Source organism: Nocardioides aquaticus, from assembly GCF_018459925.1.
GTDB lineage: Bacteria > Actinomycetota > Actinomycetes > Propionibacteriales > Nocardioidaceae > Nocardioides > Nocardioides aquaticus.
Window position 1 is genome coordinate 1,227,612 of the sequence record NZ_CP075371.1, and the last position, 15,251, is coordinate 1,242,862.

Here is a 15,251-nt window from a genome sequence, read left to right on the forward strand (position 1 = left end):
GTGAGCGCGGCGTGAGGCCGCAGGTCGACGAGCTGGTCGACGGCGTCCTGGCGGGGCGCCGCGCCCAGGTGTCGCAGGCGATCACGCTGGTGGAGTCCTCGCGCCCCGCGCACCGTGAGCAGGCGCGGGACCTGATGACCGCGCTGACCGACCGCGAGGGCGCCGGGGTCACCAGCCCGGCGGTCCGGGTCGGCGTCTCCGGGGTGCCCGGCGTCGGCAAGTCCACCTTTATCGAGGCCCTCGGTGCCCGGCTCACCGCCGGCGGCCACCGCGTCGGGGTGCTGGCCGTCGACCCCTCCAGCGTCCGTACCGGCGGGTCGGTGCTGGGGGACAAGACCCGGATGCCGCACCTCGCGGTCAACCGCGACGCCTACATCCGGCCCTCGCCCGCGGCCGGGACGCTCGGCGGCGTCGCCCGGGCCACGGTCCAGGCGATGGCGGTGCTGGAGGCGGCGGCGTACGACGTGGTGCTCGTCGAGACGGTCGGCGTCGGCCAGTCCGAGGTGACCGTGGCCGGGATGGTCGACACGTTCCTCTTCCTCACCCTGGCCCGCACCGGGGACCAGCTGCAGGGCATCAAGAAGGGCATCCTGGAGATCGCCGACGTGATCGCGGTCAACAAGGCCGACGGCGACCGCGAGGGCGAGGCCCGGGCCGCGGCCCGCGAGCTGGCCGGTGCGCTGCGCTTCGTGCGCGGCCACGGCGAGTGGGCGCCGCCGGTGGTGACCTGCTCGGGGCTGCACGACGTCGGGGTCGACGACCTGTGGGAGCGCGTGCACGCCCACCGTGACTTCCTGGGCGCCGACGGGCTCGCCGCCAAGCGTGCCGGGCAGCAGCTGGACTTCACCTGGGCACTGGTGCGCGACGAGCTCGACCAGCGGCTGCGGCACTCCGCCGGGGTGCGCGCGGTGCGCGACGAGGTCCGCGCCGAGGTCCTCGACGGGAGCCTGCCGGCGACGGTCGCCGCAGACCGGATCCTGGCGGCGTACGACGAAGGGGTCGGCGCGCGGCGGTAACCTGGCCGTCTATGCCGCTGCCCGCCGATCCGGCCCACCTCGCCCACCTCGCCCACCTCGTCGCGGACGTGGTCCACAAGTACGACGACGAGCTGCGCGACCTGCGCCGGGACCTGCACGCCCACCCGGAGCTCTCCCGGCACGAGCAGCGCACCACCTCCCTGGTCGCCGACCGGCTCGCCCGCACCGGGTGGCAGGTCCGGCTGCTGCCGGGCTCCGGCCTGGTCGCCGACCTCGGTGCCGAGGGCCCCGTCGTGGCGCTGCGCGCGGACATGGACGCCCTGCCCCTCGAGGACGTCACGACCGACCCGTGGGCCAGCACCGTCCCGGGCGTGGCGCACGCCTGCGGCCACGACGTGCACACCACCGCCCTGCTGGGCGCCGCGCTGGCCCTCGACGAGGTCCACGCCCGCGACCTGCTGCCCGGGCGGGTCCGGCTGTTCTTCCAGCCGGCCGAGGAGGTGATGCCCGGGGGAGCGCTGGACCTGATCGGCCAGGGCGTGCTCGAGGACGTCGAGCAGGTCTTCGCCCTGCACTGCGACCCGGCGGTCGACCTCGGCCAGGTCGGGCTGCGGCTCGGCCCGCTGACCAGCGCCGCCGACAAGGTCGAGGTCCGTCTCGAGGGCCCCGGCGGCCACACCTCGCGCCCGCACCTCACCGGCGACCTCGTCTTCGCGCTCGCCAAGGTGACGACCGAGCTCCCCGCGGTGCTGTCGCGGCGGATGGACCCGCGCTCGGGGGTCAGCGTGGTGTGGGGCGTGGTCGCCGCCGGCTCCGCGCCCAACGTCATCCCCGACCGCGGCCGGGTCTCGGGCACGGTCCGGATCCTCGACGCCGAGGCCTGGGCCGGCTGCGAGCAGATCGTGCGCGACGCGGTGCGCGACGTGGTCGCGCCGTACGGCGTCACCGCCCAGGTCGACTACCTGCGCGGCGTGCCGCCCGTGGTCAACGACCCGCGCGCCAACCACGTGCTGTCGGCGGCGGTCTCGGACGTGCTGGGCGAGGAGGGCCGGGTGGTGGCCGGGCAGAGCATGGGCGGCGAGGACTTCGGCTGGTACCTCGACGAGGTGCCGGGCGCGATGATGCGCCTGGGCACCCGTACCCCGGGCGGGCCCACCTACGACCTGCACCAGGGCAACCTGCGCGTCGACGAGCGCGCCGTCGGGGTCGGGGCGCGGCTGATGGCCCAGACCGCGCTGCGAGCCCACCTCGAGGGTGACCCGACCCTCGTCTGAGACCGGGGCCGGGACCCCGTCCGGGACCTCCGTCCCGGACCCGTGTCCGTCGTGTTCCGCCTCGGTAACGATTGGCGCGCGCGGTCCTCGGCGGCATCCACACCCTTTAGGGTTCCCGGTGGCCGTCGTCGACCGGGGACGTGCCGACTCATCGACCGAGGAGGCGTCTTGCGACGCAGCAGCACCACGCTGGCAGCCCTTTTCTCCGCCAGCATCCTGGCCCTGACCGCGTGCGGCGGTGGCGGTGACGACACCGCCTCCGACGGGGGATCCGACAGCGACGGCGGGTCGGGCTCCGGCCTCAAGGTCGGGCTCGCCTACGACGTGGGCGGCCGTGGCGACCAGTCCTTCAACGACTCCGCGGCGGCCGGTCTCGACCGGGCCGACGAGGAGTTCGACCTCGACCCGCAGGAGTCGGCTGCCGAGGACGGCGAGTCCGAGTCCGCCCGCGAGGAGCGCCTGCGCACCTTCGTCGAGGCCGGCTACGACCCGGTCATCGCCGTCGGCTTCGCCTACGAGGCCGCGGTGGCCAAGGTGGCCGAGGAGTACCCCGACTCCAACTTCGCCATCATCGACAGCGAGACCGTCGAGGCCGACAACGTCGCCAACCTGGTCTTCGCCGAGGAGCAGGGCTCCTTCCTGGTCGGCGCGGCCGCGGCCCTGAAGACCGAGACGGACAACGTCGGCTTCATCGGCGGCGTGGAGACCCCGCTCATCCAGAAGTTCGAGGCCGGCTACGTCGCCGGCGCCGAGGCGGTCAACCCCGACATCGAGGTCCAGACCACCTACCTGACCCAGGTCCCGGACTTCTCCGGCTTCGCCGACCCAGCCCGCGGCAAGACCGCGGCCGAGGGCATGTTCGACAACGGCGCCGACATCGTCTACCACGCGGCCGGCGGCTCCGGCGGCGGCGTGTTCGAGGCGGCCTCGGAGTCGGACGGCCTCGCGATCGGTGTGGACTCCGACCAGTACGAGACGGCCGACCCGTCCGTGCAGGACGTGATCATGACCTCGATGCTGAAGAACGTCGACGTCGCGGTCTACGAGTACCTCGCCGCCGTCAACGAGGGTGACTTCCCCTCGGGCATCACCCGCTACGACCTCGCGGTCGACGGCGTGGGCTACTCCACGTCCGGCGGTCAGGTCGACGACATCGCCGACCAGCTCGACGAGTACAAGCAGCAGATCATCGACGGTGAGATCGAGGTCCCGACCGCACCCTGACGGGACCGGTCGTCTCCACGCAGCACCACCCACCACGCGACCGGGGTCGCGGGCGCTCGCGCCCGCGGCCCCGTGCCGCGTCCCGGAGGCGCAGGACGTCATCGCGGTGACGTAGCCTCGCACCGCTCGACCCGCCCGCTGCTCCACCTGCACCACCCGTCCCACCGGCCCAGGAGGTCCACGCCGTCGTGACCGAGACGTCCAGCACCGCCCCCGGCGACCCGCGAGCGCCGCTCGCGGTGCGCCTGCGCGGCATCGGCAAGCGCTTCCCGGGGGTGATCGCCAACGACGACGTCAACATCGACGTGCGCCGGGGGACCATCCACGCGGTCGTCGGGGAGAACGGCGCCGGCAAGTCGACGCTGATGAAGATCCTCTACGGCGTCCAGCCGCCCGACTCCGGGACGATCGAGATCGACGGGTCGCAGGTCAAGCTGTCCTCCCCGGCCGACGCGATCAAGGCCGGGGTCGGCATGGTCTTCCAGCACTTCATGCTGGCCGACAACCTGACGGTGCTCGAGAACGTCGTCCTCGGCGCCGAGAAGCAGCACGGCATCGGCCGCAAGGCACGCGCCGAGGTGCGCCGGATCTCCGACGCCTACGGCCTCGGCGTCGACCCCGACGCCCTGGTCGAGGACCTCGGCGTCGGCGCCCGGCAGCGGGTCGAGATCCTCAAGGTCCTCTTCCGCGGCGCGCGCACGATCATCCTCGACGAGCCGACGGCGGTGCTGGTCCCCCAGGAGGTCGACGAGCTCTTCGACAACCTGCGGGAGCTGAAGAGGGAGGGCCTGGCGGTCCTGTTCATCTCGCACAAGCTCGACGAGGTCCTGTCGGTGGCCGACGAGATCACCGTCATCCGGCGAGGCACGACCGTCCGCACGGTGCTCCCCGCCGACGTCACCTCGCGCCAGCTGGCCGAGCTGATGGTCGGCTCCGAGCTGCCGTCCCCCGGGGTCTCGGAGAAGGTGACCTCGACGCGCGTCCAGCTCGCCGTGACCGGGCTGAGCCTGCACGACGCGGCAGGCCGCGCCCTGCTCGACGACATCACCTTCCAGATCCGCCGCGGAGAGATCCTCGGCATCGCCGGGGTCGAGGGCAACGGCCAGGCCGAGCTGGTCGAGGCGATCATGGGCATGCGCCCCGGCGCCACCGGCTCGATCGAGCTCACCGACCAGGACCTCGCGCCGATGTCCACGCTCCGACGACGCGAAGCCGGGATCGGCTACATCCCCGAGGACCGCCACCGGCACGGGCTGCTGCTCGACTCCCCGCTGTGGGAGAACCGCGTGCTGGGCCACCAGTCCCGCCCGCCGAGCGCGTCGGGCCGGCTGATCAAGCGGGGTGCGGCCCGCGCCGACACCCAGCGGATCATCGACGCCTACGACGTGCGGACGCCGGGCACCGACGTGCCGGCGCGGGCGCTGTCCGGCGGCAACCAGCAGAAGCTGATCGTGGGCCGGGAGATGAGCGGCGACCCGATCCTGCTGATCGCCGCCCACCCGACCCGGGGCGTCGACGTCGGCGCGCAGGCCGCCATCTGGAACCACATCCGCGAGGCCCGCGCCGAGGGCCTGTCGGTGCTGCTGATCTCGGCCGACCTCGACGAGCTGATCGGGCTGTCGGACCGGATCGAGGTCGTCCTGCGCGGCCGCCTGGTCGGCGAGTTCGACCCGGCCCGCGTGACGCCGCAGCAGCTCGGCTCCGCCATGACCGGCGCCGGGAGCGCGGCATGAGCCGGGTCCTGCGCGCCCTCCTTGGACTCCTCGCGCCGCTGCTCGCCCTGGTCGCCGCCTTCGTGATCACCAGCCTCGTGCTGATCAGCGCCGGTGACCCCGTCGGGGAGGTGTGGTCGGAGATCCTCCAGGTCCCCGAGACCCGCAACCTCGCCAACATCATCAACCAGGCCTGCGTGCTCTACCTCTCCGGCCTGGCCGTCGCGGTCGCGTTCCGGATGAACCTGTTCAACATCGGCGTCGACGGCCAGTACCGGATCGCCGCCTTCGTCGGCGCGGTCGTGGCCGGCGAGGCCTGGCTGCCGGGCTACCTCAACACCGCGCTGGCGATCGTCTGCGCGATGGCGGTCGGTGCCCTGTGGGCCGGCATCGCCGGCGTGCTGCGTGCGACCCGCGGCGTCAGCGAGGTGATCTCCACGATCATGCTGAACTTCATCTCCACCAGCGTCGTGGCCTACCTCCTGCGCGAGGCCGCGGTCCGCGAGGAGGGCAGCAACACGATCGGCACCAAGGAGATCCCCGAGGGCAGCCGGATCGGCTCGATCCCGCTGGCCGGCTCCGGCCCCGGGGTCGAGATCTACGGCTTCGTGGTGCTCGCGGTCCTGGCCGGGGTGGCGTACTGGTTCGTGATGAGCCGCACCCGCTTCGGCTTCGACCTGCGCGCGACCGGGCAGTCGACGACCGCCGCCGTGGCCAGCGGGATCAACGTGCGCCGGATGACCATCATCACGATGATGCTCTCGGGTGCCGTGGCCGGCCTGGTCGGCCTGCCGATCCTGTTCGGCGAGGCCTACAGCTACGGCTCGACCTTCCAGTCCGGGCTCGGCTTCGCCGGCATCGCGATCGCCCTGCTGGGCCGCAACAACCCGGTCGGGATCGCGCTGGCCGCGCTGCTGTTCGCCTTCCTGGAGGAGCAGTCCAACCCGCTGCAGATCCTGGTCGGCGTCTCCCCGGAGATCGTGGCGATCACGCAGGGCGTCATCGTGCTGACCGTCGTCATCTCCTACGAGGTGGTCCGACGCTTCCTCACCCGCCGCGAGCAGAGCCGCGTGGCGAGGGCCGAGCGCCCCGCCGAACCGGCGGAGCCCGCGGGCCCCGCCGAGACCCAGGACCAGGAGACCCGCGCATGAGCGTCGTGACCGACCCCGCCGCCACGCCCGCACCGGCGCCCGCCCCGGCGTCGACCCGCGGCCGCCGGCTGCGCCCGGCGTACTGGTGGCTCCTGGGCATCGTGGGCTTCATCGCCCTGCTCTCGCTCCTGGAGCGGGTCACCGGCGCCGACGACCTGACCTCGGCCGGCACCGTCGGGGCCACCCTGATCGCGACCATGCCGATCATGCTGGCCGCGCTGGGCGGGCTGTGGGCCGAGCGCGCGGGCGTGGTCAACATCGGGCTCGAGGGGATGATGATCCTCGGCACCTTCGGGGCCGGGTTCTTCGCGTTCACCTACGGGCCCTGGATCGGCGTGGCCGGGTCGGTGGCCCTCGGCATGGTCGGCGGCCTCGTGCACGCGCTGGCCACCGTCGTGTTCGGCGTCGACCACATCATCTCCGGCGTCGCGATCAACATCATCGCGCTCGGCGCGGTGCAGTACCTCGCCGCGCTGACCTTCACCGGCGTCGAGGGCGGTGGTCCGACGCAGTCGCCCAAGATCGGCAACGTCCCGACGATCTCCTTCCCGGCGCTGGGCGACCGGCTGGGGGAGGTCGAGGACAACAACTGGTTCTTCGTCTCCGAGATCGCCGCGATCGCCCGCGCCCTGGTCACGAACCTGTCCGTGCTGGTGCTCATCTCGCTGGCCCTGGTCGTCCTGTCCTACGTCGTGCTGTGGCGCACCGCCTTCGGGCTGCGCCTGCGCTCGTGCGGCGAGAGCCCGGCCGCCGCGGAGTCCCTGGGCGTGGCGGTGATGCGCTACAAGTTCACCGCGGTGCTGATCTCCGGCGGGCTGGCCGGCCTCGCCGGCGGGTTCCTGGCCATGGTCGCCTCGAGCAACTACCGCGAGGGCCAGACCGGCGGACGCGGCTACATCGGCCTGGCCGCGATGATCTTCGGCAACTGGCGTCCCGGCGGCCTGCTCGCCGGCTCCGGGTTGTTCGGCTACACCGAGACCCTCGGGCTGCGCCAGGGCGGCACCTCGGTGCGTGCGCTGCTGCTGCTCGTCTCGCTGCTGGCGATCGCGTTCGCGATCTGGCAGGTGCGCCGCACCAACTTCACCACCGCGACGGTCGTCTTCGTGATCGGGGCCGCGATCGGCGCGATCTACCTCTCCATCGACCAGGTGCCGGGCGACTTCACCCGGATGACGCCGTACGTCATCACGCTGCTGGTGCTCGCCTTCGCCAGCCAACGGTTGCGGATGCCCGCGGCCGACGGACAGGTCTACCGCAAGGGCAGCGCCGGATGAGCGGGCCCGGCGAGGCCCTCGACTTCGACTGGGAGGCCCTGCGCGCCGAGGCCCGCGAGGCCATGACGCACGCCTACGCGCCGTACTCCGGCTACCGGGTCGGTGCGGCGGCACTGGTCGCCGACGGCCGCGTGGTGTCGGGCTGCAACGTCGAGAACGCGGCGTACGGCGTGGCGCTGTGCGCCGAGTGCGGGCTGGTCAGCGACCTGCACCGGGGCGGCGGCGGGCGGCTGACCCACTTCGTGTGCGTCGACGGCGAGGGCGAGGTGATCATGCCCTGCGGGCGCTGCCGCCAGCTGCTCTCGGAGAACGGCGGGCCGGGCCTGCTGCTGCAGACGGTCTCGGGGGTCAAGCGGATGGACGAGGTGCTGCCGGATGCGTTCGGTCCCGACGACCTCGGCTGACCTCACCGACCCGGGCTTCCTCGCCGACCCGTACCCCGTCCTCGCCGCGCTGCGCGCGCAGGGCCCGGTGCTCCAGCACGAGCCGACCGGGCGCTGGCTGGTCCTCGACCACGCCGGCGTCGGCCGGGCGCTGAGGGACCGGCGGCTCGGGCGGGTCTGGCGCGACCGGGAGCCGGCCGACGCGCTGGCGCCGTTCAACCTGCTGCACCGGCACCAGATGATGGAGAACGAGCCGCCCGACCACACCCGGCTGCGGCGCCCGGTTGCGGCCGCCTTCAACCGCGGGCACGTCGAGCGGCTGCGCCCCCGGGTGCGGGAGCTCGCCGCGGGGCTGCTCGACGAGGTGGCCGGCGCGGCCGCGACGGACGCCGGGTTCGACGTCGTGGGGGAGTACGCCGAGCCGCTCCCGGTCCTGGTCATCGCCGAGCTCCTCGGCGTGCCGGCCTCCCACGCCCCCGACCTGCGCGCCTGGTCGCAGGCCATCGTGCGGATGTACGAGACCTCCCCGTCGCCGGAGGTCGTCAGCGCCGCGGTGGCGGCGGCCGCCGACTTCGCAGCCCTGGTCCGCGACCTGGCCGACCTGAGACGACGACACCCGGCCGACGACCTGGTCAGCGACCTGGCCGCCACCGAGCTCTCGGCCGACGAGGTCGTCGCCTCCGCGGTGCTGCTGCTCAACGCCGGCCACGAGGCGTCGGTGAACGTCTTCGGCAACGGCCTGGTCGGCCTGCTGCGGGCCGGGCGCTGGCCGGTCGCGGCGGAGGCGGCCCCGACCGCGGTCGAGGAGATGCTGCGCCACGACGCCGCCCTGCAGCTCTTCGAGCGCACCGCCACCACCGAGGTCGAGCTGGCCGGCGGCCAGGTCGTCCCGCAGGGCGGCACGGTCGCGCTCCTGCTCGGCTCGGCCAACCGGGACCCGGCGGTCTTCGCCGACGCCGACGTCATGGACCCCACCCGCGACCCCAACCCGCACGTGTCCTTCGGCGCCGGGGTCCACTTCTGCCTGGGTGCCCCGCTGGCGCGGATGGAGCTGGCCGAGTCGGTGGCCCTGCTGGCCACCCGGCTGCCCGGCCTGGCGCTGGCGGGGGAGCCCGTACGCCGTCCCACGTTCGTGCTCCGCGGCTACGAGCAGGTGCGGGTGCACGACGGCGGCGGGTCCGACGATAGGTTCCCGGCGTGAGTCACGAGCAGCACGACGCCGTCGAGGTCATCACCGCCAAGCGGGACGGGGGGCGTCTCTCCGACAGCCAGGTCGACTGGGTGGTCGACGCCTACACCCGGGGCGCCGTCGCCGACGAGCAGATGTCCGCCCTGGCGATGGCGATCCTGCTCAACGGCATGGAGCGCGAGGAGATCGCGCGCTGGACCGCGGCGATGATCGCCTCGGGCGAGCGGATGGACTTCTCCTCGCTGTCGCGCCCGACCGCCGACAAGCACTCCACCGGTGGCGTCGGCGACAAGATCACGCTCCCGCTGGCGCCGCTGGTCGCCGCCTGCGGCGTCGCCGTGCCGCAGCTGTCCGGCCGCGGGCTGGGCCACACCGGCGGCACGCTCGACAAGCTCGAGTCGATCCCCGGCTGGCGCGCCGGGTTGTCCACCGAGGCGATGCTGCGCCAGCTCGAGGACGTCGGCGCCGTGATCTGCGCGGCCGGCGACGGCCTCGCCCCCGCCGACAAGAAGCTGTACGCGCTGCGCGACGTCACCGGCACCGTCGAGGCGATCCCGCTGATCGCCTCCTCCATCATGAGCAAGAAGATCGCCGAGGGCACCGGCTCGCTGGTGCTCGACGTCAAGGTCGGCACCGGCGCCTTCATGAAGACCCCCGCGCGGGCCCGCGAGCTCGCGGAGACCATGGTCGCCCTCGGGACCGACGCCGGCGTGACCACCGTGGCGCTGCTGACCGAGATGAGCACCCCGCTCGGGCTGACCGCCGGCAACGCGATCGAGGTGGAGGAGTCCGTCGAGGTCCTCGCCGGCGGCGGCCCCGCCGACGTCGTCGAGTTGACCGTCGCCCTGGCCCGGGAGATGCTCGCCGCTGCCGGGCGTACCGACGTCGACCCCGCGGACAGGCTGGCGGACGGCTCGGCCATGGACTGCTGGCGGGCGATGATCGGTGCCCAGGGCGGCGACCCCGACGCAGCGCTGCCGGTCGCGCGGGAGTCGCACGTGGTGACCGCCCCGGCCGACGGCGTCCTGACCCGCCTGGACGCGATGGCCGTCGGGACCGCCGCCTGGCGCCTGGGCGCCGGCCGCGCCCGCAAGGAGGACCCGGTGCAGGCCGGTGCCGGCGTCCGGTGGCACGCCCGCCCGGGCGACGCCGTGCGCGCCGGACAGCCGCTGATGACGCTGCTGACCGACGAGCCGGCCCGCTTCGACCGGGCGCTCGCCGCGCTCGAGGGCGGGTACGACGTGGCGCCGGCCGGGACGGCGTACGAGCCCGGCCCGCTGGTCATCGACCGGGTCGGCTGACGCCGCCTCGCTGAGCCTCAGACGATCGTGGTGACCCCACCGCTGACGATCGTGGCGCCGCCGCTGGCGAAGTTCGCCAGGTCGCCCACGGCGGCCTGCCCGGCCTCGCTGCCCATCGCGGCCTGGAAGGCCTGGGCGTCGTCGAAGGTGAGCGTCGCGATCAGGTGCTCGGCGCGGGTGCCGTCGGCGCCCGGGTCGGGCGAGACGGTCGTGTAGGACCGCAGGCCCGGCAGCGTGCTCGCGAGCGGGGCGTGGGTCTCGGCGTAGTGGCGGTCGAAGGCGTCCGCGTCGGTGGGGTGGTGGTAGATGACGACGAGCTGGTAGGTCATGGGACCGACCCTGCCCCATCCGGGGCCGCAGGGGAATGCCCGACCGGGCAGGTGCGGTTGGGGCGGACATGGCCATGCAGTGGATCGCGACCCGTCCCGGCGACCTCGACGTGCTGTCGTTCGAGGAGGTCGAGGTGCCGGCGCCCGGTCCCGGCGAGGTGACGATCGAGGTGCGAGCGGCCGGGGTGAACCCGGCCGACCACAAGCACGTGGCGCGCGGGGGCGAGTTCCCGCGCGGGGTCGGGTACGAGGTCGCCGGCGTGCTGACCGCGCTCGGCCTGGACACCGAGATCGCCACCGGCGGCGGCGCCGTCGGCGACGAGGTCGTGGCGTTCCGGGTGCAGGGCGGCTGGGCCACCTCGCTCACCGTGGCGGCCGCCGACGTGCTGGCCAAGCCGGCCGGCCTGGGCTGGGCCGAGGCCGCCAACCTGCTCCTGGCCGGCGCGACGGCGGCCGAGATGCTCCACGTCACCGGCTGCGCGGCGGGGGAGACCGTCCTCGCGCACGGCGCCTCCGGCGCGGTCGGGGTCAGCCTGCTTCAGCAGGCCGCGGCGCTGGGGGTCCGGGTGGTCGGCACCGCCTCCGAGGCCCGCGCCGGCGAGGTGGAGCGCTTCGGCGGCGTGCCGGTGGCGTATGGCCCCGGGCTGGCCGACCGCGTGCGCGCCCTGGCCCCCGACGGCGTCGTGGCGGCGCTGGACTGCGTGGGCACCGACGAGGCCGTCGAGACCTCCCTGGAGCTCGTCGCCGACCGGGACCGGATCGTCACCATCGCCGCCCAGCACCGCGCCGAGGCCGACGGGATCCGCGTCATCGGCGGCACGATGCCGGCCAGCAAGACCTTCCGCGACGCCGTCCGCGCCGACCTGCTCGCGCAGGCCGGCGACGGGCGCCTCGTGGTGCCGGTCGCCCGCACGTACCCCTTGGCGGACGCGCTGGACGCCGCCCGACTCCTGCAGGCCGGCCACCCCGGCGGGAAGCTCGCGCTGCTGCCCTGACCGGTCCTCCGGACGCTGCCCCACGTTCGTGTGGGCTGAGGGGCCGTTCACCCACACGAACGTGAGGCAGCGTCCGGTCGGACCTCGGGCCGCGGCGACAGTCCCCGGGAAGGTAGGGGTGCACCTCCGCCGCCGGGTCGGTCGGCTCTACGAGGCCGACGTAGCCCGAGAGCGACTCACCGGACCGCAGCACGACGTCCGCCTCGTAGGTGCTGAGGCCGGTGACCCCCAGGTCGTGGAGCGCCTCGACGAACCGTGTCGAGACGACCTTGACCTGCAGACCGCCGCAGTGAAGGACGTCGTTGCGACGCAACGGAGCACGGCAGCCCTCCATCTGCTCGTACCAGATGCGGAACCCGAGCTGGTCGAGCCGACCCGTGGCAACCAGGTCGACGATGTCCCGGCCGTCGGGCAGCAGCCACGGCCCGTACGTGGGCTTGTCCGGCCACGTCAGGGAGACCCAGAGGTCTCGGACCGCGGACCGTCCCGTCACCAGCCACCAGTCGGACACCGGGTGCGCTCAGCCCTCGAGCAGCAGCACCACGGACTCGGCGACGCAGGCCGGCTTGTCCTCGCCCTCGATCTCGATCGTGTTGCGGACGGTGCACTGCTTGCCGGCGGGGAGGTCGGTGACCTCGCCGAGCGTGGAGTGGATCCGGATCCGCTTGCCGACCCGCAGCGGGTTCGGGAAGCGGACCTTGTTGACGCCGTAGTTGAGCTTGGCGCCCGGGGTGTCGAAGCTGAAGACCTGGCTGCCCAGCCACGGCACCAGCGACAGGGTCAGGTAGCCGTGGGCGATGGTGCCGCCGAACGGGCCGTCGGCGGCGCGCTCGGCGTCGACGTGGATCCACTGGTGGTCCCCGGTGGCGTCGGCGAACTGGTCGACCCGGTCCTGCTCGATCGTGATCCAGTCGCTGGAGCCCAGCTCCTCGCCGGCAGCGGCGGTGACCTCGTCGAACGACGTGAACGTGCGCATGTGTGGGTCCTCCCCGGCGGCCGACCGGGACGGTGCCCGGTGGTTGGATGAGAGTGTGACCGCCCTCTCCGCCGAACCTATCGAAGCCGCGCCCGACGTCCCCACCCCGGACCAGGTGCGCCGAGCGCCCAAGGTCCTCCTGCACGACCACCTCGACGGTGGGCTGCGCCCCGCCACGGTCGCCGAGCTGGCCGCGGAGATCGGGCACGAGCTGCCCGTGCCGGGGGCGGTGGCCGACCCGGACGCGCTCGGGCGGTGGTTCCGGGAGTCAGCCGACTCCGGCTCGCTGGAGCGCTACCTGGAGACGTTCGTGCACACCGTCGCGGTGATGCAGACGCCGGAGGCGCTGGCCCGGGTGGCGCGCGAGTGCGTCGAGGACCTGGCCACCGACGGCGTCGTCTACGCCGAGGTCCGCTACGCCCCCGAGCAGCACGTCGAGCAGGGCCTGTCCCTGGACGACGTCGTCGCCGCGGTGCAGCAGGGCTTCGACGAGGGCGTCGGGGCGGTGGCGGCCGCGGGCGGTCGGATCGTCGTACGCCAGCTGCTCACCGCGATGCGCCACCAGGCGCGCTCGATGGAGATCGCCGAGCTCGCCGTGGCCTGGCGCGACCGCGGGGTCGCCGGCTTCGACATCGCCGGCGCCGAGGCCGGGTTCCCCCCGACCCGCCACCTGGACGCCTTCGAGTACCTCCAGCGCGAGTCGTCGCACTTCACCATCCACGCCGGCGAGGCCTTCGGGCTGCCGTCGATCTGGGAGGCGATCCAGTGGTGCGGCGCCGACCGGCTGGGGCACGGCGTGCGGATCGTGGACGACGTCGAGGTCGGCGAGGACGGGTCGGTCCGCCTGGGGCGGCTCGCGGCGTACGTCCGCGACACCCGCATCCCGCTCGAGCTCTGCCCGGCCTCCAACGTGCAGACCGGCGCGGCGGCCTCGATCGCCGAGCACCCGATCGGGCTGCTGCGCGATCTGCGCTTCCGGGTCACCGTCAACACCGACAACCGGCTGATGAGCGACACCTCGATGAGCGCCGAGATGCTGGCGCTCGTCGAGGCCTTCGGCTGGGGCCTGACCGACCTCCGCTGGGTGACGATCAACGCCATGAAGTCGGCGTTCCTGCCCTTCGACGAGCGGCTGGAGATCATCGACGAGGTGATCAAGCCCGGGTACGCCGCGCTCGGCTGCTGATCCGGGCCGGGCGGTCGTCGCCGGAAGGAACGAACTGCCGGCCGTGGAGCGCACCGGTCACGTCCGCCCAGGTCAGCCGTTCGTGAGACGTGGCCGGGCCGACTTCGTTCCTTCCGGCTACGAGCGGGGCAGGACCGCGCACCACAGCCGCGGCCACCCGGTGGCCAGTGCGACGGCCAGCGGGCGCACGGTGCCGCGCGCGGGGTCGTAGACCCGGAGGCCGTCCGGGCCGTCCTCCACGGCCAGCAGGACGTGGCGGGGGAGGAGCCGGGAGCCGACGAACAGCGGGACGGGTCGGCCGGCCCGGACCACCGAGGCGACCCGGGCGAGGTCGGGACGCGCCGTGCGCCACCGGCGCCCCGCCGCACCCAGTCGTCGCGCCACCGCCCACGGCGGGGTCCCGAGCGCCCGCGGCCAGGGCACGCCGGGACGGCCGCGGTCGCGGACGCCGGTCACCTCGGCGTGGGTCCGCAGCACCTCGGTGCGCCAGTGCCCCGGGTCACGCAGGCTGCGTCCGTACGCCGGCTCGGCCAGGCCCCGGGCCACCACCAGGCAGGCGGCCCCGCAGCTGCGCTGGTCGGGCTGCACGAGGGGTCTCGGGACGCTCGCCGGCGATCGCTCCCCGACCACCGGGTCGTCGTCCGGCAGGTTCACGACATCGCGCGGATGCGGCGCAGGCCCTGGTCGCCGGTCAGCGGCTCGCAGCCGGCGGCCACCGCGTGGTCCACCACCCGGCGCTGGTCGCGCCGCAGCGCCAGGCCGCGGCGCAGCAGCACCAGCGGGGGCTTGCGCCGTTCCCGCAGGTCGCGCTGGAGGCGCCGGGCGAAGGTGACCGTCGGGCGCTGGGTGACGCAGTACGCCGCGGCCAGCAGCCCGCGCTCACGGCAGGCCGCCACGACGTCGGCGGCGAAGATGCCCTCGGCGACGAAGAGCGGCGACCCCGCGAGGTCGAGCACGTGGCTGCCGGTCCGCGCGCTCCGGCCGATGTCGTAGACCGGCGCCTCCGCACGCCCGGTCGCGCAGAGCAGCTCCATCGCGGCGAGGGCGTCGTCGGGCAGCCAGGAGTCGGGATGGTCCCAGTCGACGAGCCCGGCGTTGGGCCCGTCGGTGATCAGCGGCAGCGCGGGGTCGCCCGCGGAGCGGTAGAAGTCGTCGAGGCGCAGGACGGGCAGACCGCTGCGCTCGGCCAGGCGCGACTTGCCGGCCCCGGACGGGCCGGCCAGCACGATCACGCGGGCGTGGCGGGCGGGTGCCGGCCCGCCGGGGGAGGAGGGCACGGG

The 15,251-nt window shown here is 74.1% G+C and carries 15 protein-coding genes; 11 read left to right on the forward strand and 4 right to left on the reverse strand.

The window, feature by feature from the left end; all coding sequences use genetic code 11:
* The first annotated feature begins 11 nt into the window (after positions 1-11).
* The 9 genes from meaB (at position 12) to ENKNEFLB_RS06015 (ending at position 10,485) form a co-directional block, all read left to right on the forward strand.
* Positions 12-1,016, forward strand: coding sequence for a methylmalonyl Co-A mutase-associated GTPase MeaB (gene meaB / locus ENKNEFLB_RS05975; protein WP_214058359.1), 1,005 nt, complete (start codon positions 12-14; stop codon positions 1,014-1,016).
* 11 nt (positions 1,017-1,027) lie between these two features.
* Positions 1,028-2,251, forward strand: coding sequence for an amidohydrolase (locus tag ENKNEFLB_RS05980; protein ID WP_214058360.1), 1,224 nt, complete (start codon positions 1,028-1,030; stop codon positions 2,249-2,251).
* A gap of 168 nt (positions 2,252-2,419) precedes the next feature.
* Entirely contained in the window at positions 2,420-3,475 is a 1,056-nt protein-coding gene (locus tag ENKNEFLB_RS05985; RefSeq protein ID WP_214058361.1) for a BMP family lipoprotein, read from the forward strand.
* Between the two features lie 188 nt (positions 3,476-3,663).
* Entirely contained in the window at positions 3,664-5,208 is a 1,545-nt protein-coding gene (locus ENKNEFLB_RS05990) for an ABC transporter ATP-binding protein (RefSeq protein ID WP_214058362.1), read from the forward strand.
* Positions 5,205-6,338: an ABC transporter permease gene (locus tag ENKNEFLB_RS05995; RefSeq protein WP_214058363.1), complete on the forward strand. Its 1,134-nt coding sequence runs from the start codon at positions 5,205-5,207 to the stop codon at positions 6,336-6,338. The genes ENKNEFLB_RS05990 and ENKNEFLB_RS05995 overlap by 4 nt, the downstream gene beginning before the upstream one ends.
* The gene (locus ENKNEFLB_RS06000) at positions 6,335-7,612 is read left to right on the forward strand and encodes an ABC transporter permease (protein WP_214058364.1); all 1,278 of its coding nucleotides are present in this window, start codon (positions 6,335-6,337) and stop codon (positions 7,610-7,612) included. Before ENKNEFLB_RS05995 ends, ENKNEFLB_RS06000 begins: the two co-directional genes overlap by 4 nt.
* The gene (locus tag ENKNEFLB_RS06005; protein ID WP_214058365.1) at positions 7,609-8,016 is read left to right on the forward strand and encodes a cytidine deaminase; all 408 of its coding nucleotides are present in this window, start codon (positions 7,609-7,611) and stop codon (positions 8,014-8,016) included. The genes ENKNEFLB_RS06000 and ENKNEFLB_RS06005 overlap by 4 nt, the downstream gene beginning before the upstream one ends.
* Positions 7,988-9,196: a cytochrome P450 gene (locus ENKNEFLB_RS06010; protein WP_214058366.1), complete on the forward strand. Its 1,209-nt coding sequence runs from the start codon at positions 7,988-7,990 to the stop codon at positions 9,194-9,196. The genes ENKNEFLB_RS06005 and ENKNEFLB_RS06010 overlap by 29 nt, the downstream gene beginning before the upstream one ends.
* Positions 9,193-10,485, forward strand: a complete 1,293-nt coding sequence (locus tag ENKNEFLB_RS06015) for a thymidine phosphorylase (RefSeq protein ID WP_214058367.1) — start codon at positions 9,193-9,195, stop codon at positions 10,483-10,485. Before ENKNEFLB_RS06010 ends, ENKNEFLB_RS06015 begins: the two co-directional genes overlap by 4 nt.
* 17 nt (positions 10,486-10,502) lie before the next feature.
* On the opposite strand, the gene ENKNEFLB_RS06020 is transcribed toward ENKNEFLB_RS06015, so the two are convergent.
* Positions 10,503-10,814 (reverse strand): EthD family reductase, encoded by a 312-nt coding sequence (locus ENKNEFLB_RS06020; RefSeq protein ID WP_160005702.1) that lies wholly within the window; start codon positions 10,812-10,814, stop codon positions 10,503-10,505.
* A gap of 74 nt (positions 10,815-10,888) precedes the next feature.
* On the opposite strand from ENKNEFLB_RS06020, the gene ENKNEFLB_RS06025 reads away from it, so the two are divergent.
* Positions 10,889-11,809: a quinone oxidoreductase family protein gene (locus tag ENKNEFLB_RS06025; RefSeq protein WP_246535861.1), complete on the forward strand. Its 921-nt coding sequence runs from the start codon at positions 10,889-10,891 to the stop codon at positions 11,807-11,809.
* A 520-nt stretch (positions 11,810-12,329) separates the two neighbouring features.
* On the opposite strand, the gene ENKNEFLB_RS06030 is transcribed toward ENKNEFLB_RS06025, so the two are convergent.
* A complete protein-coding gene (locus tag ENKNEFLB_RS06030) occupies positions 12,330-12,785 on the reverse strand; it encodes a MaoC family dehydratase (RefSeq protein ID WP_214058369.1) in 456 nt (151 codons plus the stop codon).
* Between the two features lie 55 nt (positions 12,786-12,840).
* Between ENKNEFLB_RS06030 and ENKNEFLB_RS06035 the strand changes: the two genes are divergently transcribed.
* Positions 12,841-13,971, forward strand: a complete 1,131-nt coding sequence (locus ENKNEFLB_RS06035) for an adenosine deaminase (RefSeq protein ID WP_246535862.1) — start codon at positions 12,841-12,843, stop codon at positions 13,969-13,971.
* A gap of 117 nt (positions 13,972-14,088) precedes the next feature.
* Here ENKNEFLB_RS06035 and ENKNEFLB_RS06040 read toward each other — a convergent pair whose 3' ends face one another.
* Both ENKNEFLB_RS06040 and ENKNEFLB_RS06045 read right to left on the reverse strand, forming a co-directional pair.
* A complete protein-coding gene (locus ENKNEFLB_RS06040; RefSeq protein WP_214058371.1) occupies positions 14,089-14,625 on the reverse strand; it encodes a hypothetical protein in 537 nt (178 codons plus the stop codon).
* Positions 14,622-15,248, reverse strand: a complete 627-nt coding sequence (locus ENKNEFLB_RS06045; protein WP_246535863.1) for an ATP-binding protein — start codon at positions 15,246-15,248, stop codon at positions 14,622-14,624. Before ENKNEFLB_RS06045 ends, ENKNEFLB_RS06040 begins: the two co-directional genes overlap by 4 nt.
* Positions 15,249-15,251 lie beyond the last annotated feature (3 nt).

Coding starts and splice junctions, on each gene's coding strand:
- ENKNEFLB_RS05980 (WP_214058360.1), top strand. CDS start 1,028: ATGCCGCTGCCCGCCGATCCGGCCCACCTCGCCCACCTCGCCCACCTC.
- ENKNEFLB_RS05995 (WP_214058363.1), top strand. CDS start 5,205: ATGAGCCGGGTCCTGCGCGCCCTCCTTGGACTCCTCGCGCCGCTGCTC.
- ENKNEFLB_RS06000 (WP_214058364.1), top strand. CDS start 6,335: ATGAGCGTCGTGACCGACCCCGCCGCCACGCCCGCACCGGCGCCCGCC.
- ENKNEFLB_RS06005 (WP_214058365.1), top strand. CDS start 7,609: ATGAGCGGGCCCGGCGAGGCCCTCGACTTCGACTGGGAGGCCCTGCGC.
- ENKNEFLB_RS06010 (WP_214058366.1), top strand. CDS start 7,988: ATGCGTTCGGTCCCGACGACCTCGGCTGACCTCACCGACCCGGGCTTC.
- ENKNEFLB_RS06020 (WP_160005702.1), bottom strand. CDS start 10,814: ATGACCTACCAGCTCGTCGTCATCTACCACCACCCCACCGACGCGGAC.
- ENKNEFLB_RS06025 (WP_246535861.1), top strand. CDS start 10,889: ATGCAGTGGATCGCGACCCGTCCCGGCGACCTCGACGTGCTGTCGTTC.
- ENKNEFLB_RS06030 (WP_214058369.1), bottom strand. CDS start 12,785: ATGCGCACGTTCACGTCGTTCGACGAGGTCACCGCCGCTGCCGGCGAG.